Source organism: Adhaeribacter rhizoryzae, from assembly GCF_008629685.1.
In the GTDB taxonomy this organism is placed as follows: Bacteria; Bacteroidota; Bacteroidia; order Cytophagales; family Hymenobacteraceae; genus Adhaeribacter; species Adhaeribacter rhizoryzae.
The window spans coordinates 1-21,335 of the sequence record NZ_VWSF01000033.1 but is presented as its reverse complement, the minus strand read 5'-3'; the positions used below and the strand labels follow the sequence as shown (position 1 = coordinate 21,335).

Annotated in this window: 19 protein-coding genes and 1 pseudogene; 12 read left to right on the top strand and 8 right to left on the bottom strand. The window is 43.1% G+C overall.

All coding sequences use genetic code 11. The features are described 5' to 3' along the window. Nucleotides 1-33 precede the first annotated feature (33 nt). Nucleotides 34-1,368, top strand: a complete 1,335-nt coding sequence (locus tag F0145_RS24560; RefSeq protein WP_150093054.1) for an MATE family efflux transporter — start codon at nt 34-36, stop codon at nt 1,366-1,368. A 60-nt stretch (nt 1,369-1,428) separates the two neighbouring features. Next, nucleotides 1,429-2,001, top strand: a complete 573-nt coding sequence (locus F0145_RS24555; RefSeq protein WP_150093052.1) for a DUF922 domain-containing protein — start codon at nt 1,429-1,431, stop codon at nt 1,999-2,001. A 235-nt stretch (nt 2,002-2,236) separates the two neighbouring features. Here F0145_RS24555 and F0145_RS24550 read toward each other — a convergent pair whose 3' ends face one another. Next, a complete protein-coding gene (locus F0145_RS24550) occupies nt 2,237-3,790 on the bottom strand; it encodes an FAD-dependent oxidoreductase (RefSeq protein ID WP_150093050.1) in 1,554 nt (517 codons plus the stop codon). 210 nt (nt 3,791-4,000) lie between these two features. Between F0145_RS24550 and F0145_RS24545 the strand changes: the two genes are divergently transcribed. Beyond that, complete coding sequence (locus F0145_RS24545; protein ID WP_150093048.1) at nt 4,001-4,339, top strand: tRNA-binding protein; 339 nt, start codon at nt 4,001-4,003, stop codon at nt 4,337-4,339. Here F0145_RS24545 and F0145_RS24540 read toward each other — a convergent pair. After that, nucleotides 4,331-4,723, bottom strand: a complete 393-nt coding sequence (locus F0145_RS24540; RefSeq protein WP_150093046.1) for a DUF4296 domain-containing protein — start codon at nt 4,721-4,723, stop codon at nt 4,331-4,333. The two genes, F0145_RS24545 and F0145_RS24540, sit on opposite strands and share 9 nt — an antisense overlap. A gap of 61 nt (nt 4,724-4,784) precedes the next feature. On the opposite strand from F0145_RS24540, the gene F0145_RS24535 reads away from it, so the two are divergent. From F0145_RS24535 to F0145_RS24515, 5 genes are all read left to right on the top strand, one after another. Then, entirely contained in the window at nt 4,785-5,663 is an 879-nt protein-coding gene (locus F0145_RS24535; RefSeq protein ID WP_150093044.1) for a DUF58 domain-containing protein, read from the top strand. Beyond that, on the top strand, nt 5,656-6,591 hold the full coding sequence (locus tag F0145_RS24530) for a hypothetical protein (RefSeq protein WP_150093041.1): 936 nt from the start codon (nt 5,656-5,658) through the stop codon (nt 6,589-6,591). Before F0145_RS24535 ends, F0145_RS24530 begins: the two co-directional genes overlap by 8 nt. Further along, nucleotides 6,554-7,603, top strand: coding sequence for a vWA domain-containing protein (locus tag F0145_RS24525; RefSeq protein ID WP_150093039.1), 1,050 nt, complete (start codon nt 6,554-6,556; stop codon nt 7,601-7,603). Before F0145_RS24530 ends, F0145_RS24525 begins: the two co-directional genes overlap by 38 nt. Nucleotides 7,604-7,857: 254 nt before the next feature. Then, complete coding sequence (locus tag F0145_RS24520; protein ID WP_150093037.1) at nt 7,858-8,535, top strand: YggS family pyridoxal phosphate-dependent enzyme; 678 nt, start codon at nt 7,858-7,860, stop codon at nt 8,533-8,535. Nucleotides 8,536-8,538: 3 nt separating this feature from the next. After that, on the top strand, nt 8,539-8,934 hold the full coding sequence (locus F0145_RS24515) for a DUF423 domain-containing protein (protein ID WP_150093035.1): 396 nt from the start codon (nt 8,539-8,541) through the stop codon (nt 8,932-8,934). Here F0145_RS24515 and F0145_RS24510 read toward each other — a convergent pair. Both F0145_RS24510 and F0145_RS24505 read right to left on the bottom strand, forming a co-directional pair. Beyond that, the gene (locus F0145_RS24510; RefSeq protein ID WP_150093033.1) at nt 8,904-9,212 is read right to left on the bottom strand and encodes an amidohydrolase family protein; all 309 of its coding nucleotides are present in this window, start codon (nt 9,210-9,212) and stop codon (nt 8,904-8,906) included. The two genes, F0145_RS24515 and F0145_RS24510, sit on opposite strands and share 31 nt — an antisense overlap. A 60-nt stretch (nt 9,213-9,272) precedes the next feature. Next, nucleotides 9,273-9,590 (bottom strand): amidohydrolase family protein, encoded by a 318-nt coding sequence (locus tag F0145_RS24505; RefSeq protein ID WP_150093031.1) that lies wholly within the window; start codon nt 9,588-9,590, stop codon nt 9,273-9,275. 578 nt (nt 9,591-10,168) lie between these two features. On the opposite strand from F0145_RS24505, the gene F0145_RS24500 reads away from it, so the two are divergent. After that, nucleotides 10,169-13,267, top strand: a complete 3,099-nt coding sequence (locus tag F0145_RS24500) for a T9SS type A sorting domain-containing protein (RefSeq protein ID WP_150093029.1) — start codon at nt 10,169-10,171, stop codon at nt 13,265-13,267. 723 nt (nt 13,268-13,990) lie between these two features. Here the strand turns inward: F0145_RS24500 and F0145_RS24495 are convergent. From F0145_RS24495 to F0145_RS24485, 3 genes are all read right to left on the bottom strand, one after another. Then, complete coding sequence (locus tag F0145_RS24495; protein WP_150093027.1) at nt 13,991-14,461, bottom strand: nuclear transport factor 2 family protein; 471 nt, start codon at nt 14,459-14,461, stop codon at nt 13,991-13,993. Nucleotides 14,462-14,890: 429 nt separating this feature from the next. Then, complete coding sequence (locus F0145_RS24490; protein WP_150093025.1) at nt 14,891-16,669, bottom strand: DUF885 domain-containing protein; 1,779 nt, start codon at nt 16,667-16,669, stop codon at nt 14,891-14,893. Between the two features lie 221 nt (nt 16,670-16,890). Next, nucleotides 16,891-17,622 (bottom strand): DUF4197 domain-containing protein, encoded by a 732-nt coding sequence (locus F0145_RS24485; protein ID WP_150093023.1) that lies wholly within the window; start codon nt 17,620-17,622, stop codon nt 16,891-16,893. Between the two features lie 69 nt (nt 17,623-17,691). Between F0145_RS24485 and F0145_RS24480 the strand changes: the two genes are divergently transcribed. The 3 genes from F0145_RS24480 (at nt 17,692) to F0145_RS24470 (ending at nt 21,020) form a co-directional block, all read left to right on the top strand. Then, nucleotides 17,692-18,933: a competence/damage-inducible protein A gene (locus F0145_RS24480; protein ID WP_150093021.1), complete on the top strand. Its 1,242-nt coding sequence runs from the start codon at nt 17,692-17,694 to the stop codon at nt 18,931-18,933. 100 nt (nt 18,934-19,033) lie between these two features. Then, entirely contained in the window at nt 19,034-20,434 is a 1,401-nt protein-coding gene (locus tag F0145_RS24475) for a dihydrolipoamide acetyltransferase family protein (RefSeq protein WP_150093018.1), read from the top strand. Nucleotides 20,435-20,510: 76 nt separating this feature from the next. Beyond that, nucleotides 20,511-21,020: a hypothetical protein gene (locus tag F0145_RS24470; RefSeq protein WP_150093016.1), complete on the top strand. Its 510-nt coding sequence runs from the start codon at nt 20,511-20,513 to the stop codon at nt 21,018-21,020. A 135-nt stretch (nt 21,021-21,155) separates the two neighbouring features. Here the strand turns inward: F0145_RS24470 and F0145_RS26380 are convergent. Then, nucleotides 21,156-21,335 (bottom strand): annotated as a pseudogene (locus F0145_RS26380) (IS4-like element ISSysp3 family transposase); the annotation flags it as partial.

The following is a 21,335-nucleotide window of genomic DNA, read 5'->3' as shown; positions in this document are numbered from 1 at the left end:
CTACTTTTGCAACCCCAATTCAAAAGCCACCTTATGCTTTCTTCTGATTACAAAACACATTTCCGCGAAAACTTCTTTTTGGCCTATCCGGTGGTTTTAAGCCAGCTTGGGCATATTTTAGTTAGCGTAGTAGATAGCATTATGGTGGGCCGGACCGGTACGTTGCCGCTGGCGGCGGCTTCGCTGGGCAACAGTATTTTTACTGTAGTTATGGTATTTGGCATGGGCTTATCTTTAAGCATTACGCCCCTGGTTGCTGGTGCGCACGGCCGCAATAATAAAAAACGCATTTCGCTGCTTATGATAAACAGCGTATTGGTGTGTAGCGCCGCCGGCTTGCTGCTTTTTTTATCGGGCTACCTGATTTCGCCGTTGCTGCTGCATTTAAATCAACCGGCAAACGTGGTAGAACTGGCTATTCCGTACTTACATATTCTTTGTTTTTCGATGCTGCCCTTAATGGTATTCCAAGGGTTCCGGCAATTTGCCGAAGGCTTGTCGCTCACGAAGCAGTCGATGTATATTTCTATATTCGCCAATGCCTTAAATGTGGTTGGTAATTACATGCTGATTTACGGGAAATGGGGTGCGCCGGCCCTGGGTTTAAACGGAGCGGCCATTTCTACCATGTTATCGCGCGTAGTAATGGCTTTTATTATGGGTTATTTTGTGCTAAATGCCGAAATACTTAAAACCTATCGCTTGCGTTGGAAACGTAAATTTATTTCGGGGAAGCACATGATCCGGATTATAAAATTGGGCTGGCCTATTTCGCTGCAAATGGCTTTTGAGGTGGGTGCTTTTAGTTTTTCGGCTATAATGATTGGCTGGCTGGGTGCCAAAGCCCTCGCGGCGCACCAAATAGCTATTAGCATTGCTTCTTTAACGTACATGATGGCCGGCGGCATTGCCACCGCCGCTACCATCCGGGTAGGTAATTTATTTGGTCGGGGCCAGGTTACAGAAATGCAGAAGGCAGGTTACAGCAGCCTGTTGATGGCCGTTGTGTTCATGACCTCGGCCGGTTTAATATTAATTTTACTCAATAATTTTATTCCGCACCTGTATGTAAAAGATCCGGAAGTTATAAAATTGGCCGGTGGGTTATTAATAATTGCGGCGTTATTTCAGATTTCGGATGGCGTGCAGGTAGTAGGTTTGGGCGCTTTGCGTGGTCTGGAAGACGTAAAAATACCCAGTATGATCTCGTTGCTGGCGTATTGGGTAGTGGCTTTGCCCATTGGATATGTGTTTGGTTTTGTTTTAAATGGTGGTGCCAGCGGCATCTGGACCGGCTTATTATTTGGCCTGACAGTAGCCGCTATTTTACTTTTTTTTAGATTTAGGAAACTAAGTTTAGAAAAATAGTTTTTAGGAATAGAATATTTTTATATTTTAGGTTCCGAAAAAGAAACTTGTGTAGACTGCATGGTAACAAATTTGCTCCTCCTGATCCTTTTATTACTAAACCCATTTATTTCTGATTCAAAAAATTCTGTTGTTAAGGCCAACGAAGAGCATGGTATTCTCTGGACAAATAACCGCCGGCTAACCTGGGACGATTTTAAATCGCCGGCCGATGAGAAAGAAACACTCCACGCCATGACTTCTACCAATATTGCGGTGAAGGCTAATTGCACCGGTAACCAAATGCGTTTTGATGTAAAATGCGTGTTTGTTACCAAAGATTCCTGGACTAAAAACCGGTTGTCTAAAAAATTGCTTGCCCACGAACAAATGCATTTCGACCTGACCGAAGTACACGCCCGTTTGCTCCGCCAGAAATTAAACGAAACGGCCAATATTTGCGGCACCAGCCGTATCAAACTCGATCCGATTGTAGAAAAATATTTTACCGATTGGAAAAAAGAACAAGACCAGTACGATGCCGAAACCAACCACGGCCTGCTGGATGAGCAACAAAAAGTCTGGGAAGAAAAAATAGCCAACCGCTTAGCCGAACTGGAGACCTTTAGCTACAAAACTTACGCGCTTAAATAGTAAACAGTGATAGGCTAAAAATAAAAATGCAAAAATAAAACCACTGACCATCGTCATTTTGAAAGAATCTTATCGGCTACTTGCAAATAAGATTCTTTCAGAATGACGGTGATGGTAGGATAAAATGCTATGTTAAATATTTCTTAGGCTTTGTGTAACAGCAAGAAATAACTAACCGCATGTATAAACTAAAAAGCCCACCAAACCGGTGGGCTTTTTAGTTTAATTTTTATTCTTAAGCTGGCTTACTTAAACCCGTAAGAGCCGGACCAGCCAGAACTTCGCCGGTGGCATCAAACCGGGAGCCGTGGCAAGGGCAATCCCAGCTTTTTTCTACCTCGTTCCAGCGCACAATACAACCCAGGTGCGGGCAAACCGCCGACATTTCGTGCCGCGTACCATTTAAATCGCAGTAAACGGCTACTTTGGTTGCACCACGCCGGATTACATTACCCGTACCAGGTGCCACTTCGGAGGCATCGCTCACTTCGCCGGGCGTAACATAATCTTTGTACTGCGCCGCCACGTTCAGGTTTTCTTTTATAAACTCCGGTGCCGATTTTAAAACTACCCGCCCCGGATCATAAACTTCTTCCCAGGCATTGGGCCGGTTCATAATTAAATCGGTAATTAATACGCCTGCAATGGTACCGTGGGTCATGCCTTGTCCTGAGTCACCGGTGGCTATATAAACATTATCATCGCCGGGGTTGCGGCCAATAAAAGCCACGTAGTCGGTGGGTTCCATTACTTGCCCCGACCAACGGTATACCACATCGCCGGCCATTGGGAATTTTTCGCGTATCCATTGTTCCAGGCAATCCAGCCGCTCCTGCTCGCTTTGCTCCTGCCCGGTTTTATGATCTTCGCCGCCTACAATCATTACATTGTAACCGTCTTCGCCGGCGTTTAAACTATCTGGGTGCCGGTCTTTCACTAACCGGATGTAGTGGTAAGGATCGGAATTATCCCAATAAAGAGCATTGGGTACGGCATCATTCAATATTTTTACCCCAATTACGTAAGTACGGTACGGCGCCTGTTTGGTATGGATAGTAACCCGATCGTTAATTGGAGTATTGGTGGCAACCACCAGTTGATTGGCTGTAATGGTGTAGCCTTCGGCGGTTTTCACCTGTTTTAGCTCGTTTTCCGAAGAAAATTCCTGTGCGTGGGTATAAGTGAATATAGCGCATTTTTCATTATTTAATATTGCCTGGCTTAGGCCGGCCAAATATTGGAGCGGATGAAAAATAGCCTGGTTCGGGAAACACAAACACGCCCCTTCTGACAAGGACGGTACCGGGCATTTTTGCAGCTTTACCAAATCCTGAAAACCTAATTGCCGGGCAGCTTCCAGTTCCTGATCTAAATATTCTTCCGAATCGCTGGGCTGGGCAAACAAATAACCGTTTACGCGTTCAAAGTCGCAGTCAATATTTTCTTCTTTTACAATTTCTTCTATTTTCCGGATGGCATACGTGTGGCTTTCGGCAATTAAGCGGGATGTTTTTTCGCCGCGTAATTTATTCATCACGTAATACCGGTCGTCGAAAACATTGGAAAGGTGCGCCGTGGTGCGGCCTGTTTCGCCACCGCCAATAGTTTTGGAATCGATGACCACCACCGATTTACCTTCTTTGGCGAGTAAATAGGCCGTTGTTAAGCCCGATATGCCGGCTCCTACCACACATACATCGCAGGTAATATTTTCGGTTAAATCGGCAGTATAAGGCATTTCTATGCCGTGCATCCACACCGACTGGGTTGAACCTGTATTGCTTTTCATAGTTTTATTTTTGGGTTAGTTTTGTTTCCTGCATCTTACAACCGGCAAAGCAAGCTTTGGTTTTAGCATTAACCGGCACTTTTACACGTTATACGGTATAAACCCGCTCTCGCGTTGTATGTGGTATGGCTAATATTACCACCTGAATTTTACCAAGGTTGTAGCAAACCTGACTGACACCAGCAAAAAAGAAAAAGAATAAAAATTAGAATGGAATATATTAACTGGACTGATTTTGAGAAAGTAGACCTGCGGGTAGGCACCATTGTGGAGGCAACTGAATTTACCGAGGCCAGGAAGCCGGCCTATAAAATTAAAGTAGATATGGGTCCCGAATTAGGCATTAAAAAATCGAGTGCGCAAGTAACGGCCAATTATACCCCCGCAGAATTAATAGGCAAGCAGGTAATTTGCGTTGTTAATTTTAAACCCAAACAAATTGCAAATTATGTATCTGAAGTTTTAATTACAGGTTTTCCGGATGCTAGCGGGAATGTGGTTTTGGCGCAGCCGGCGGCCCCGGTAGCCAACGGCGTTAAATTATTTTGATACCCGTAAAGTATCTTGTGCTTTCCGTAAGGTATCCTGACGCTTGTCAAATTCTACTTCCTGCACTGTCAGGCTGTCAATTACCTTTTCGTATATTTTATCCAGCTCGCTTACGTTATGTAAATAATAATCGTAGCTTCTGTAAAATTGCTTTTCGTTTACGCCGTGTTTTTTTAAGATGCGGCTTTGCAGTTGTTTGTAATAAATAGCCGCAGTATCCAACATTATGCCCATGCGTTCAATCCGAGCTTCGGCCACGTGTAAATCAAATAAAATACCGGTCATTTTCTTTTCCGGAATTAAATTTGGCGGCGGCGGACTAATGGGAGACGTGCAGGTATAAAAGAGTAAACTGGCAAGTAGTAAGAAGAAAGCGTTTTTCACGGAGGAAAATTACAGAATTTAGACTAATTTTAAAATATTAACGCTGCCGCCCGCTGCTAGTATGAAGGAGTTAATAAAAAAATTACAAAAATACGAAATTCGCATTCGGAAGGTAATCAACGACCAGATGCACGGCGATTTCCACTCGGTTTTTAAAGGTACCGGGCTGGAGTTCGACGATGTGCGGGCTTACCAGTACGGCGACGACGTGCGGGCTATTGACTGGAACGTATCGGCCAAAGGCCACGGTACCTTTGTTAAAACTTACAAAGAAGAAAAAGAACAATCAGTTTTTCTGATTCTGGACGTGAGCGCGTCGCAAGCCATTGGTCCGGAGGGGCAGCAAAAAATAAACGTGGGTAAAGAAATTTGCGGCGTACTGGCGCTGGCAGCGGCCCGCCAAACCAGCCAGATCGGCATGGTTTGCATCTCCGACCAGAAAGAAAAATATATAAAACCCGGCCGGGGCAACGATCATGCTTTTTCGATGATTAAAGCCTTGTTTGAGTTAACGCCAGCTTCCGATAAAACCGATTTAGCCGGCGGCATTAAGCAAGCTTTAAACCTGATAAAGCGCCGGAGCCTGATTTTATTAATTTCGGATTTTATAGATTTAAATTACGAACGTGAAATGAGCATGCTGGCCCGCAAACACGATTTAGTGGTTATTCATTTAATGGATAAGCGGGAAAAAGCCTTGCCACCCATGGGTATTATTCCTTTGTTGGATAAAGAAACCGGCCGTACTGTTTGGGTAAATACCTCATCGGCGCATTTCCAGGAAACGTACCTGGCTACCAATGCCCAAAACCAGGAAAAAATTGTTAAAATTTGCCGGAAGCAAAAAGCCAATTATCTGGCCATTAACACCGACGATGATTATGTGCCCCAACTGGTTAATTTGTTCAGGCTCCGGAATAAAATCAGGAAGAGTGCTTAAGAAAATATTCTTTTTTATAACGCTCTTGCCGCTATTTGGCCTGGCACAAACCCCCGAATCTAATTTGCCGCAGGGCTTGTTTCAGGACGACTCTGTTAAAATAGGGCAGGAAATAAATTTCTTGTTTTATTACCGCCACCCCGCCACCGAAGAAATTATTTTTCCGGATTCTACCTATAACTTTGCTCCTTTTGAATTTGTAAGCCGGCAATATTTCCCGACACGCACCCGCAATAACCTTAGTCGCGACAGCGTGGTTTATACGTTGCGCACCTTTAGTATTGCGCCGGTACAAACCTTGGCTTTGCCAATTTTTAAACTGCAAAACCAGGATACCCTCCAAATTAAAGCCCAACCCGCCGAAATATACCTGAAGCAATTGGTAAAAGGGCCCGCCAACTTAGCCCAGTTAAAAGCCCAAACCCAACTGGCCCCTATTCCCGAACGGGTTAATTTTGCTTACTGGCTTATTGCTTCCGGCATTTTGGTGTTGGTGGCGGTTTTAGTCTGGATTTTGTTCGGCAGAAAAATTATTATTCAATACCGGCTGTATATTTTAAAGAAAGACCACAATTCCTTTATTAATAAATTTAATGCCTACATCGAAAAATTTAATAAATCAGAATCGTTGCAGATTGTAGAACAGGCGATTACCCTTTGGAAAAATTATTTAACTAACCTCGAAGGCAATGCCATTAACAGCTTTACCACCCGCGAAATTGCCGCTTACTACAACGACGACGAAGATGTAACCACCGCCCTGCGCCTTTTCGATAAAGCCATTTACGGCAATATTGTTTCGGATAAATCTTCCGAAACCATTATTGCTTTTTTCCTGCTCCACCATTTCGCCGACCGACGTTACGAATTTGTAAAAGATTTAACTAAATATGCTGCAACCCCTGAAAACCCTGTTCAATTGGATTAACCCAGACTGGTTCCGGTTCAGCACTTTTAATTCTTTTGAATGGGCCGAACCAATATTTTTGTATTTTATTCCGGCTGTGCCGCTGCTTTTAATCATACGCTGGCTGCTGGCTTTAGACGTGCGCCGGAAACTCGAAATTGCTTTTTTTAAGGGTGGCATTACCTGGCACTGGAGCAGTTTGCTGCGGTTTATTCCGGATATTTACCTGATAGCTTTCGTTATGCTGGTGCTGGTAGCGCTGGCCCGTCCGCAGCGCACCGATGAGCTGATAACGCAATATTCCGAAGGTATTGATATTATGCTGGTGCTGGATACTTCGGGCTCGATGGAGTTACAGGATTTTAAACCCAACCGCCTCGAAGCGGCCAAAGAAGTCGCCCTTAATTTTATTAACGGCCGTGCCCAGGACCGTATTGGGCTGGTGGTTTTTGCCGGCGACGCCTACTCACTTACCCCGCTTACCTCCGATTATAATTTGTTGCGCGAAAATATCAAATCGGTTAAGCTTGGCTTAATTTCAAACGATGGTACGGCCATTGGCAGCGCTTTAGGCGTGGCCATTAACCGGATGCGCGAATCCGTAACTAAATCTAAAGTAATTATTTTAATTAGCGACGGCGAAAATACAGCCGGCAACATTGACCCGGCTACGGCCGCTAAACTGGCCTTTGGTTTTAATATTAAAATTTACTCCATTGGCATAGGTAAAGACGGCATCGTACCTTTTCAAGAGGAGAACGGTCAGGTAAATTATATGCAAACCCGCCTCGATGAAACCACGCTACGCGAAATTGCCCAAACGGCTACTGGCGCTTTTTACCGCGCCTCTGATAAAAACTCCCTGGAGTTAGTTTTTCAGCGCATTAATCGTTTGGAGAAAGCCGAAATAAAAGAAAGCCGCTTCCGCAACACCCAGGATTATTACCAGGTTTATTTAAAATGGGCCATTTTACTTTTTTTGATCTGGCTGTTTCTAAAAAGTACTTTTTTAGCTAATGCCTTAGAAGATTAGGATGTGGTACGTTTTACGTGATACTTTGTACGTGGCAAAGTCAAGGCTTTATTTGCTAAGATTGGGCTGAAGCAGCCAAATTCTATCAAAAACATTACTTTTACACAATTTTTAGATTTTAAAGAGAAAAGGAATATTAAAGTTTAAATTTCGATGCATTACCTGGCGATCTGCCTCTCCTTTAAACTTAGACTAACACCTAATAATATTTAAAGCGGACAACGTAAAAAGTACCACATAAAACATAAAACATTATGTCGATTGCCCAAAATATTGCCGAGTTTCAGGAAATACTTAAAAATACCAATTGCCGGTTAATTGCGGTTTCCAAAACGCAGCCCAACGAAGCCATTCTGGAAGCCTATGAAGCCGGTCAAAAAGTTTTCGGGGAAAATAAAGTGCAGGAACTAGTTTCTAAACAAGAAACTTTGCCAGCAGATATTGAGTGGCATTTAATCGGGCACCTGCAAACCAACAAAGTAAAATATATTGCGCCGTTCGTGCACACTATACAATCGGTAGATAGTTTAAAATTATTGCAGGAAATAGAAAAGCAAGCGGCTAAACACGAACGCGGAATAAATTGTTTGCTGCAGATATATATTGCCGAAGAGGAAAGTAAATTTGGTTTATCGCCGGAAGAAGCTAAAGCTTTGCTGCAATCAGAAGAATTTAAGGCCATGCAGCACGTAAATATTACCGGGGTAATGGGTATTGCCACCAACACTTCTTCCGAAACCCAATTGCGCAAAGAATTCCGATATTTAAGAAAATGTTTCGAAGAACTAAAAACCATTTTTTTCCCGGATAAGGCAGCTTTTAAAGAAATATCAATGGGTATGAGTTCCGATTATCAGTTGGCTATTGCAGAAGGCAGCACCATGATTCGGGTAGGAAGTTCTATATTTGGGGCCAGAAACTACGCTAAATAAAAAATGTCGCATAAAGGAATATTAATAGCCGGAGCATTATTTGGTGCCCTGGGAGTAATGATTGGGGCTTTTGGTGCGCACGGCTTAGCTACTTTACTGGAAAGCTACAACCGGGCCGATACGTTTGAAACAGCCGTTAAATACCACCTATATCACGCGCTGGCTTTACTGCTAACCGGTGCTTTGCTGTTTCATATACCGGCTAAACCGCTGCGCCTGGCTGGTTTATTTTTTACGATTGGCTTGCTCATATTTTCCGGTTCGTTGTATATTCTTTGCCTCACCAATATTGGCTGGCTGGGTGCCATTACTCCTATTGGCGGATTGTTTATGATTGCCGGATGGCTTAGCCTTGGACACGGTATTTTTCACAACTGGCCCGGCAAGGCAAATACATGAGAAGTGGTTTCATAATAATTTAATTTTTTTATACGCCCAAAGAATTGTTCGGCATTCTGATAGTATACCTTCTTTTTCTGCTTTTTTGACATAAACGTAAGTGACTCAACTGCGCTGATCACTTTTGCTATATCGCCGTTATCGGTGCCAAACATTAAGCAATCTGCAAGTTCAGCGTCCAGAAATGCTTTCATAATAACGGAGAATTTCTCCGGGGGCAGAATATCTGGATTGGAAATAACCGATATATCAGCATACACCTGTTTGTTTTCTTTCATGATGCTGATTGTTTCTTTAGTTTACTGATCACCGCTGTGCATAATTCAAACTTTTAACTTTTAAAAGAGAGTTAGCACAGCTTTCATTAACAAAGGTTTACCCATCTCCATTTTAATGTCTGGGCTGCCATGATCGGGCCCGGCCCCTCCTGTGTGAATACCAACCGGTAAATTATATTTTTGCGCTAACCGATAATAAGTAAACAACAAAGAATCGGAAGGAGAAATACCGCAATATTGATACAGTATCTCACCAAAGTAGTTAATCATGCCTTCGGTAATTTGCTGTTCTACCCAATTAACCGCACGCCAGGTTTCGCCATTACTATAACATGGCTGCAAACTATACGGCACTTTCCCATTGGGGCAAGGGAACATAAGCTCATATAGCAAATGGATATATTTCTATAGCTATTTTGCATATCCCAAGAAGTGATGATGGCGGCTTTGTAAACACCAGCTTATTGCATGACTATTAATAACTCTATTGCTCTGTTTTTAAAAGCAACCTATCTGAATATTGCTTATTAGAAACAGCGAACTTGCAAATAATCAAAGTAATCCCGGTTATTAAATAGACTTTCTGCGAAAAGTAAGATAAATAAGCATTATAAATAAATTCCCTTTTAAATACTAGCTAATAGAAATACAATATTTTTTATTAAAATATTTAAATATTTAATTGCTAATTATAACATATTCCATAATTTGCATTAATACTTGTTTACTACTTAAGAAGTAACTATTCTGGCTAAATAGAGAATTACTTCACGCCTATTTAAAAATACAACTATAATTACAAAAACATGTCTCCTAATGCTCCTCCTGCTTCAATCAGAGATGGTTAAGATAGTTTGGCAAAGCTGTTAATATGTAAAAAGCAATATTTTACAGGCTTTTGTCACCCCTCATAATTTAGTTAATTCAAATTTTTCTACCTCTATTTAATATATTATATGGAAATAAAATTTTTACTCAGTTTTAATGCATTTACCTTAAATATTAAAAAATCGCTACAAAATTTAATATTCTTTGATTTAGCAATCTTGTTGTGTTTCTTTACCTCGGGGCAATTGCTGTTTGCCCAATCTTTAGCCCAGGGCGGCGGCGCTTTGAGCGAAAGTTCCTATGCCGTATCGGCCGATGGAAAAGTTTATGGCTGGGGCTCTGGACCTAACGACCAGTTGGGAAATGGTACTGCTAGCAGTACAACCCCCGTTGATATTTCGGCGTCCGGCGCTCTGGCCGGAAAAAAAATTGTAAGCGTAGCTACCGGACGCTACCGGGCGCTGGCTTTAGATGCAGAAGGCAATGTGTATTCCTGGGGAGAGAACAACAAGGTTTTACCACAGCAAGTGGCCGGCCTTTCCGGAATAACCGCCATAGCGGTTGGTCTATCCCATTCCTTAGCCTTAAAATCAGATGGTTCTGTTTACGCCTGGGGATTCGGTGGTGATGGTCAGTTAGGAACAGGTATATTTAATGATAAGTATGAGGCATTTTCCAGTTCAACACCCTTACTGGTGGGAATTTCAGAAGTTATTGCCATTTCCGCTGGCTCTAACCATTCTTTAGCGCTTACATCAGATGGTACAGTGTATTTCTGGGGAGCTTCGGTCACGGCAGTGCCCCAGAAAGTAAACACCCTATCTCAAGTTGCTGCTATTGCTAGTGGCTATAATCATTTTATAGCCCTAAAATCAGATGGTACGGTATACACTTGGGGCGGCAACCAATCTGGAGAATTGGGTAATGGCACAAACATAAGTAGCCAAGTACCAGTGAAGGTTATTAACTTGTCAGGTGTAAGGGCTATTGCTGCAGGCTCATCGCATTCCTTAGCCATTAAATCGGATGGAACAGTTTATAACTGGGGTTATGATGGTATTTCAAAATCTAATTACACACCGGTACAGGTAATAGGACTTTCGGACATAACTGATATTGCGGGAGGACTTTTTCATTCTCTGGCTCTTAAGTCGGATGGTCGTGTTTATGCCTGGGGCTCTAATCGTTACAGTCAACTGGGGAATGGAACTACTACCGATAGCGCCGTGCCAGTTCAGGCAGCTGTACAACTAGGCACTGCTACTGCCACGCCGGTTCTTTCTTTGTCGAGTAGCATTTTTTACGCTGGTCAAAAGCTGATGACTAATGTAAAAGCAAACAACTACCAGGTAAAAGGTAAACCTATTGCTCAGTTATCCGATGCTACGGGAAGTTTTAGTTCACCGGTAAATATTGGTACTTCTTTAGGCTACTCCGGCAACTATTTTCAGTTCAGCGGCACTATTCCGGCTAACACTCCTCCGGGCTCCGGGTACCGCATCCGGGTAATAGATTCCAATGCAGGGGTAATTGTTTCTAACAATGGCGCTGACCTGCATGTTATTGCTTCGCCGGCTAATATTTCGTGGCAAATACTGGAAGATTTTGAGCAATCAAATTCCTGGCCCTGGTCACCGTGGAGTGCTCCCGGCGATATTGGTACTGTAAGCGGAACCCTTAATTCTGCTGCGGCACATTCTGGTAATTATGGAATTAGTATTGGTGATTGGGCCCAAAGAACTGATGTTTCGATTGGTGCGACCGGAGACAAAATTTCGATGTGGGCGAAGGATAATGCCTCTCTGGGATTTTTATCATCTTATTTACAGACTTATTACTTTGGATTAAGAGGCAATAGAATATCGTTTCATTCTATTCCAGGGTATTTAGATTATTCCTGGCAGCAATTGGCAGCGGCAGAATTTAATACCCAACCCGGTAAATGGTATCGGCTGGAAGTAACTTTTATTCCAGGGTTTATTGAAGGCAGAGTTTATGATTCAGATGGCGTAACAGAACTAGCTTATTTAAAGTCAAGATATGCTAATAGTGGCGGTTCGGGATCAGGTTCAGGTATTGCCATTAGAGGTGTTGCCATAGATGATATTTCTTATTCTTTTGTACCGCAAAGCTTAGTCGCTACGTCTGCTTTGTCCGGGAATGTTTTCAGTAAAGGCCAGGCCATTGCAGTTCCTTTTGCCGCTAACGGGAATTTCCGTTCGTGGAACACTTTTACCGCCCAATTATCGGATGCCGCCGGTAATTTTAATGCGCCGATAGACATAGGAACAATTGCGGGTACAACGTCCGGTACAATAGATGCCATTATTCCGGCTAATACGCCGGCAGGAAATAATTATCGCATCAGGGTAGTAAGTTATGATCCGGTAGTAGTGGGCACCGACAATGGCGTTAATCTTACCATAAAGGACTTAGCTTGCACATTAGTGCTTACCTCTAAAGTTACGCAAGCCGAACCCTGGTACGGCATGTGGGGTGCTTTTTCTGGAGCGGGCTCTATAGATTTAAGCGTTAGTGGTGGTACCGCGCCTTATACTTACCGCTGGAATGCCGGGCTCTTTACCCAGGATATTCCGGCTGCATCGCCGGGCAAGTACGTCGTAACGGTAACCGATGCCAAAGGCTGCACGGCCACTACTACGGTATACGTTGGTCGTAAAAATGGCCCTTTAACTTTAGCTGCTTCGCCTATTAATGTTTCCGGAACAGGCCAGCAGGATGGGTCTATTGATTTAAGTGTAATGGGCGGAGTAGTACCGGCTACTTACCGCTGGAGCAATGGCGCCACCACCGAAGATTTAACCAACCTGGCCGCCGGTACTTATACGGTAGTGGTAACCGATGCTTTTGGCCGAACTGCAACCTTAACCGTGCAAGTACTTGAACCAGGTACAACCCACTTAACTACAACCAAAAAGCCAACTTTAACAGAGACGTTTGCCGAAGAAGTAAGCGGCTTAGCTGTTTATCCTAATCCTACCCAAAACCATACTACTATAGCTTTACATTTACCAGTTGGCGCGTATAGCTTAGAGTTGTATGATATTCGGGGTGCCAAAGTAAAAACTCTTGCTACCGGAAAAGCTGCAGCTGATAAAACAGTTGAACTCAAAATAAATGTAGCTAGATACTCTAAAGGTATTTATTTACTCAGGCTCATTACAGACAAAGGTATTTCCTCTAAACGCCTGGTAGTAGAACGCTAAGCTTAAATAAAGTTCAGATATAGTATATTTTTGAATATTTAATAAAGCCCTAACTAGTCATTGTAGTTAGGGCTTTACTTTAAATTGTAAGATACAATATAATACCAATTCAAATAATCAATATTCCGTAGGAAGGCTGTTCAGGCATTATTTTAAAATTAAAGTTCTTTGTTGTGTATTCAGTACAATTTGGTAAGCTGTAGTACTTCTGCGACCTGTTTAGCTTTTGCCGGTGCGGCTTTTCTGCTGGAGTAGCTCTAACCCTTCCGCCCTCCGGGCACCTTCCCTAAATTAGGGAAGGAACTCGGCCGAACCGGAAAGTTGCGGATTTGCTTTGTTGAGATGGCTTGTTAATTATTAACAATAATTTAGGCTTAGAAAAGCAGTAGCTACGGAGCAAACTACAGCAGTTTGGGCGATGAGGACCTTCTAAGGTTGTGGTGCTTTAGCATTCCGAGGTACGAGGAAAAGAAATATCAACAGCCCGAATGACCAAACGGGGCCCCGCGGCCGGGAGCAAACTTAGGCTTATAAAGAGAGTTAGCTCTTAGGCATTGAAAGATGTAATCTTTCAAAAGATAAACAGGAAGACCAAGCTATTTAAGGAATATCGTAAAGAAGCATTGACATAAAACACCACCTTCTTAAATATTCAATCCATTAAATCGCATATGAAAACAGGGAAAACTGTATTAGCACCATCTATAATTCCAGGGCTACAGGTTAATCTTTAGCAACTCCGGCATAGGTCTGGCGAATAATTTTTCCGTCTCTAATAACGAAGGTGTCGGTGGCGTAAGAGAGATTAAGGGTAGGCGTTTTGGCTTGCCAAAGAATATAGGCCACATCCCTATCAACTACGGATTTATTTAATTGAAAGGAAGTTATATCTCTGGGGAAGGTGATGAAAGCATTTTCAAAGTTCTTCCGGATTTCATCTAACCCTTTAAATGTTGCATCGGGCGTAATTAAAACTGACTCTTCGGTATAATCAGCCATTACGGCTTCCATATTATTCTGGGTAAAAGCGTCCCAATGGTGATCGAGTACCTGCTTGGTCTTATCCTCGCTTATAGGGTTAGGCGCCTCCACCCGTTGACTGTTATTTGAATCCTGTACCCTGGTGGAAGTATTGTCGGAACAGCCGCCTACCACAGAAAGGAATGCTAAGACAAAATAGATTTCTTTTTTCATGAAGAGTGATTTTGCGTTTCTCTAGGGGCTAAGTTATTAAATTTCCTACATGGTGCAAGAGCATCCGGGAAGAAGCTCGTGCCGCATCAATAACCGTAATAAAGCACCCTCAAAAGTGTTGGGCCAGTCAGCAAACTAACTACCATGGTGTTATTGAAAAATATCAACTCCAATATTAATAATGAATACCGTTGAAGAGAGCAATAGGCATTAGTACGATAGTGTCGGCCGGTGCTTTTGCACTCTTATTTTGCTTATTCAGTTGTACAAGACTTACATCAAGAGCGCTAGTTTGTCCGATTGCATCTTTACAGACAAAGAAGAGCATTAATGCCTACACATATTTTTTCATAAAGTATTTGGCTTTGAGCTGTAACTACTTTGGGCAAACCTAAAGGGCAAGAATGTACAAAGACAAACCGCTAATATTTATTTCTTTTGCCGTTTCGCCCATTCATCAATTTTTTTTTCCAGTATGCCAAGGGGCATGGCACCATCTTTCAACACTTGCTCATGAAAGTCGGCCAGATTAAAAGCCACGCCTAATTGCCTGGTATATTTCTTTCTTAGTTCCTGCAGTTTCAACTCCCCTACTTTGTAAGCGAGGGCCTGGCCCGGCATAGCCATGTACCTTTCAATTTCCGCCGTAACCTCCTGTTCCGACATGGGTTCATTTTCCAGCATATAACTAATCGCCTTTTCTCTGGTCCAGCCCTTGCTATGCAGGCCTGGGTCAACTACCAGCCGGATGGCCCGGTGGATTTCATCTCCCAGAGCAGCTATCTGCTGATAAGGGTCTGTGTATAAGCCTAATTCTTTTCCTAAACTTTCACTATACAATCCCCAGCCTTCCAAATAAGCAATAAATTGACCAAAGCGTCTAAAATCTGGTAAACTTTTATTTTCACGCTGCAACATAATCTGGTAATGATGACCCGGAATAGCTTCATGAATAAAAAGGCTTTCCCGGGCATAACTTTGTTTGGTAGCATCTACAATCGGAACGTAAAATATACCTGGGCGGCTCCCATCAGTTAAACCAGCATTATACTGCGCCGCGGCGGAAGCGGCCCGGAAGGCTTCTGTCTGCCGTATTTCAAAAGAAGTTTTAGGCGTTTGCCGAAACATTTTGGACAGGTTTGGGTCAATCTTCTGCTGGATAGCCCGGTAAGCTGTTAATACTTCTTCCGGGGTTTTATAGGGGAAGAATTTAGGGTCGGTGCGCAGGTGTTCAAAAAAAGCTTTTAAATCACCTTTAAAGCCCACCGAGTTTTTTACTTTCTCCATCTCGGCTCTGATTCTTTTTACTTCCGCCAGACCGGTGGTATATATTTCAGTGGCCGTTTTATCCGTAGTGGTCATCAAGCGTACTTGGTAATTGTACCAGGCCGCGCTACCGGGTAAAGTGCTTAAACCACTAGTGGTTCTGGCTTTGGGCAAATATTCGTTCTGTAAAAAAGCATGGAGCTTTTTATAAGCCGGCACGAGCTGCTCTTTAATCAGTTTTATATAAGCCGTGGTTAGTTGCTGCTTTTCGGCAGCACTGAAATCTTGAGGTAAATTAGTGATTGGGCCATAGAATACACTCTTGGTAGCATCAGCCGTGACAAAACTCTCCATCTGCGGAATCATCTTGGTTACCAATGCTTTGGGCAGTACGATGCCCTCGTCCATCCCTTTTCTAAAATAAACAATGGCACTGTCGGCCCAGGCAGAAAAAGCGGTTGCGCGGCTAATCCAATTATGGTAATCCTTTACGGTTTTGAAGGGTTGTGTTACGGTGCCACTGCCCAATTGAGCAAATTGTAAAGGAAAGCTAAAAACAGATTGGTCAAAGGGCAGGCGGTTGTTTTTCTGATTAAGCCCTTCTACATTCATGTTAAGGCTCCATTTAAATATATCATAGCTAAGCCGGTCATTTTCATTCAGGTCCGCTCTTTTGAATTTGGACAACGCGTTTAAATAATTTGTATTAAAGGCTTTCAGTTCAAATTGATAATTATCGGTAAAGGTGGCGGGTAATAAATCATTATAGCGGTTGTCGCCCCGGGAGGTGGCCTGCATGGGAAAGAGCTTTAATTCTTCTTCACTATAAGAAGCAAATAATTTATACAGTTCTTTATTATTTTCTTTTTCGGTTGTTTGGGCCCGTATTACAGAGCAAACGAAAAGAAATAGAACCAGGAGCATTAAGGAAAAATATTTCATAGTAATACTAGTATGCTGAAATGTACATAATAATTCCTATATAAAACTTAATTATTTAATTATTTACAGACTAATCTTTATATTATCTAAAGCTATTTCTTTATTGCCTGACACTAGCGCCCCTACATTAGATGTGGTTGAAATTTCATATACCTGCCAGAAAATAAAAAAGGCACCAACTTACGCCAGTGCCTTTTTAAAGAATAAAAGAGGAATTACAATTAATCTTGCTTCGCGAAAACCCTTTTTAATAGTTGGGTAGTGCGCGCAATCGGATTTTCCCGAATATTTGCTTCTTCCTGGGCAACGAGTAAAAACAACCCGTCAATGGCTTTTTCGGTGGCATAGCCGGTCAGGTCGGGGTTTACGCGTTGCATCGTCGGAATCCGGTTGTAAGCCGTAATAATATCGGTATAATATTTAGTTGCATTTACTTTCTCCAAGGAGGTTTGAATACGGGGGGTAAAAGCAGCGGTTAATTCTTCGCTGGTTGTACGTTTCAGGTATTGCGTAGCGGCATCCTTTCCGCCGGTTAATATTCCCCACACATCCCGGATAGTCAATTTTTTAATGGCATCTAAAAATATAGGTTTGGCACTCTGGGCGGCATCTTCGGCGGCCCGGTTCAGCGATAAAACAAAATCATCAACCAAACTACCCATGCCTACTGTCCGTAAGGTAGATTCTACCTTTTTTACTTCTGGCGGAAAAGGAATCCGGATTAAAGAATTTTTAAAATATCCATCGGTTTGGGAAGCAGTGGTAGCGCCTTTGGAAATACCAATAGATAATGCTTCTTTTAAGCCACTGGCAACTTCGGCATCCGAAACCGGCACGTTTTTAAGCACGGCATCGCTAACTGAAGGCGGAATTTGTATACCCTGAGAAGTAGTGGCACAGGAAAACAAACCCATGGCAATAAAAAACAAAGCGGGTACCAGGTAGTTCTTCATAAAATCTTACTATTAATTTTGAGCTGTAATATTACTGTTTCTGCATAAATCGAACCAAAAAACAAATAAATGCTTGCTGATATTATTACCATTGGAGACGAAATCCTCTATGGCCAGATTGTAGACACCAATTCGGCCTGGCTAGGCACCGAATTAGCCAAAATTGGCATAAAAGTCCGGCAAATTACTTCTATTTCGGATAACACCGAGCACATCTTAAAAACGCTGGATGATGTAAAAACCCAAAGCGATGTAATATTAATAACCGGCGGCTTAGGCCCTACCAAAGATGATTTAACCAAACACACGCTTTGTAAGTACTTTAACACCCAGTTAATATTAGATGCAGGCTCTTTGCAGCACGTTACCGAATTATTTCGATCTCGCGGACGCGAACTAACGGAACTGAACCGCCAGCAGGCATTATTACCCGCCAACTGTAAGCCCGTACCCAATATTTTAGGTACTGCGCCAGGTATGTGGTTCGAAGAAGAAGGTAAAATATTTGTTTCGATGCCGGGGGTACCATTCGAGATGAAGCGCATTATGCTGGATACTGTTTTACCGGAATTGCAAAAACGTTCTAATAAAACGCAGATAGTTCATCGGGTAATTCAAACTGTTGGTTTAGGCGAATCTTTCCTGGCCGACCGGATTGCTGATTGGGAAGAAGCTTTACCGCCCAATATTAAACTTGCTTATTTGCCATCGTTATCTGGGGTGCGGTTACGGTTAACCGGCCGGGCTACCAGCGCTACTAACCTGGAAGAACAAATGGATGCGCAAGTGCAAAAATTACAGTCCTTGATTCCCGAACATATATTTGCGCTCGGCGAAGTACCCCTGGAAGAAGCTTTAGGCCGTTTACTTAAAGAAAAAGGATTTACCATTGCCACCGCCGAAAGCTGTACGGGCGGCCACCTGGCGCATAAACTTACTAGTATTGCCTGCTCTTCGGAATATTTTATGGGCAGTGTGCTGGCCTATCACAATCATGTAAAAATAAATCAGTTGGGCGTAAGCGCCGATGATTTGGCGCAATACGGCGCGGTGAGCGAAGAAGTAGTAAGCCAAATGGCGGCTAATGTGCGTAAACTCCTGAACACCGATATTGGTGTTGCCACCAGCGGCATTGCCGGCCCCAGCGGCGGCACGCCCGAAAAGCCCGTTGGCACCATTTGGGTAGCTTACGCCGATGCCGAAAAAACTGTAGCCAAAAAAATATTTTATAACAAAGAACGGCTGCTAAATATCGAATATACAACGTATACCGCTTTAAACCTGGTAAGGCAGCAAATAATGGGGGTATAAGAATATTTTATTTTTTATACCTTTGGTCTGTTTCCGGACCCGCACTTTTCTTTAAAACCGTATGCGGAACAAGAAGAACTAAACTCTAAACCAAATATAAATGGCACTGGTTGAAATGTTGATGCCCAAAATGGGAGAAAGTATCATGGAGGGCACCATTCTGAAATGGCTTAAAAAAGTTGGTGATAATATTGAAGAAGATGAATCGGTGCTGGAAGTAGCCACCGATAAAGTTGATACCGAAGTACCGGCTATTCACGCCGGCAAATTACACGAAATATTGGCCCAGGAAGGCGAAGTAATAACCATTGGCAAACCCATTGCTATTATCGAAACGGAAGAAGGTGATACATTGGTAAACCCGGCTGCCCACATTACCCAGGCCAACCTGCAGGCTCCGGTAAATACCGATAAGGAACCGCAAACGGCAGCAATTCCTGCGCCCCAACCAAGCCCGGAACCAGAACCCGAAACAGAACTAGCGTCAGCACCTGAGCCAACCCCGGCAGCCACCCACACGGGAATAACCGAAGGCCGGTTTTATTCGCCGTTAGTAATGAATATTGCCCGCCAGGAAGGTATTGCCATGCGGGAACTGGACCAGGTACCCGGCACCGGTTTAGAAGGCCGCGTAACAAAACACGATATAATGGCTTACCTGGAAAACCGGAAAGCTCCCCAATCGGAATCCGCTCCTGCCCCATCAGCGTCGCAAACAGAAGTGTCGGTAACGCAAAAACCAACATCGGCACCAGCTACAGCAGCGCCTAAACCAGCCGTATCGGTAAGTGGTAACGCCGAAGTAATTGAAATGGACCGGATGCGCAAAATGATAGCGCAGCGCATGTTAGAAAGTAAACGGATATCGGCTCACGTTACTTCGTTTGTAGAAGCCGATGTTACAAATATGGTATTGTGGCGTAACCGGCACAAAGATGCTTACCAGAAACGGGAAGGTGAAAAGCTCACGTTTACCCCCATATTTGTTGAGGCTGTAGCTAAAGCCATTAAAGACTTCCCAATGATAAACGTTTCGGTGGAAGAAGATAATATTATTAAAAAACGTGATATTAATATTGGTATGGCCGTAGCGCTACCATCCGGTAACCTGATTGTGCCGGTAATTAAAAACGCCGACCAAATGAACCTGAATGGTTTAGCTAAAAAAGTAAACGATTTGGCTAACCGCGCCCGTATAAACAAACTTACCGGCGATGATTTATCGGATGGTACCTATACTATTTCGAACGTAGGTACTTTTGGTAATGTAATGGGTACGCCCATTATTGTACAACCACAGGTAGCTATTCTGGCTTTGGGCGCTATCAAGAAGAAACCAGCCGTTATCGAAACCCCCGAAGGCGATTTAATTGGTATCCGGCACTTCATGTTTTTGTCGCACTCCTACGACCACCGGGTAGTAGATGGTTCGCTGGGCGGTATGTTTGTGCAGCGGGTAGCGCATTACCTCGAATCGTTTGATATTAATACTACTATTTAATTTAAGCATTAAGAAAACTTAAAAGAGCCTGTTTTAATTAAAAGCAGGCTCTTTTGAGTTTAAACAAATTATAGCTATGAAGAATATAATATTCCTGCTGTTTTGCGCCTTTAGTTTATTTCTGGCCATTTACTATTACCGGCAATATGCTGAAACACAAAGACAATTAACTTTAGCCAACCGGCGGGTGCTTGATCGTGATTCGATGATTTACGGACTGCAAAAGAAAGTTGAACAAAACGGCATAAAAGATACTACCCTTAATAAAGAACCCGAAGTAGTTGTTAGCCCCAGCACACTTGGTAAATTAAGCACCAGTGAAATAAACCGGTTAAAAGCCAAAGGGTTAAAAAACCCGGAAGCCGATTTAAAGACAAACTTAACCGAAAATCAGCAAAATATTGTCCCACAAAAAGGTACCCTGGGCGGCACTATGGCTATCCGGGATATACAAATATTAAACGAACGCTATGCCCTGGCCTACTTCGAAGATGGGCACCAAGGTGGTTACATGATCTTAAAGTACGAAGTGCAACCAGCTACAGGCCGTATTAATTGGGTTGTTGTGGATAGTTACAAGATTTAGTTTAAAACCTTTTTTATAATAATATTTGAGCTTTTTTATTCGTTTGCTTCCGCCGGCGCAAGGAGCATTTACCTTTATTCTGGAATATCTTAACCCTTCCGCCCTCCGGGCACCTTCCCTAAATTAGGGCTACGATTAGGACACAAATTTTTGGGCCAGGGTCCACCCGTGCAAGATATGCTGGAAGTAATTCCAACCGCGCAAAAGGGTAATCACCCCCGCCTGCTTTTCGTGGGGTTTCCACCCGCCTAATCGGGCTATTATCCAGTAGCACCATTGTAAAGAGTCTTGGGGGTAAGGATTCCGCTGCTTGGC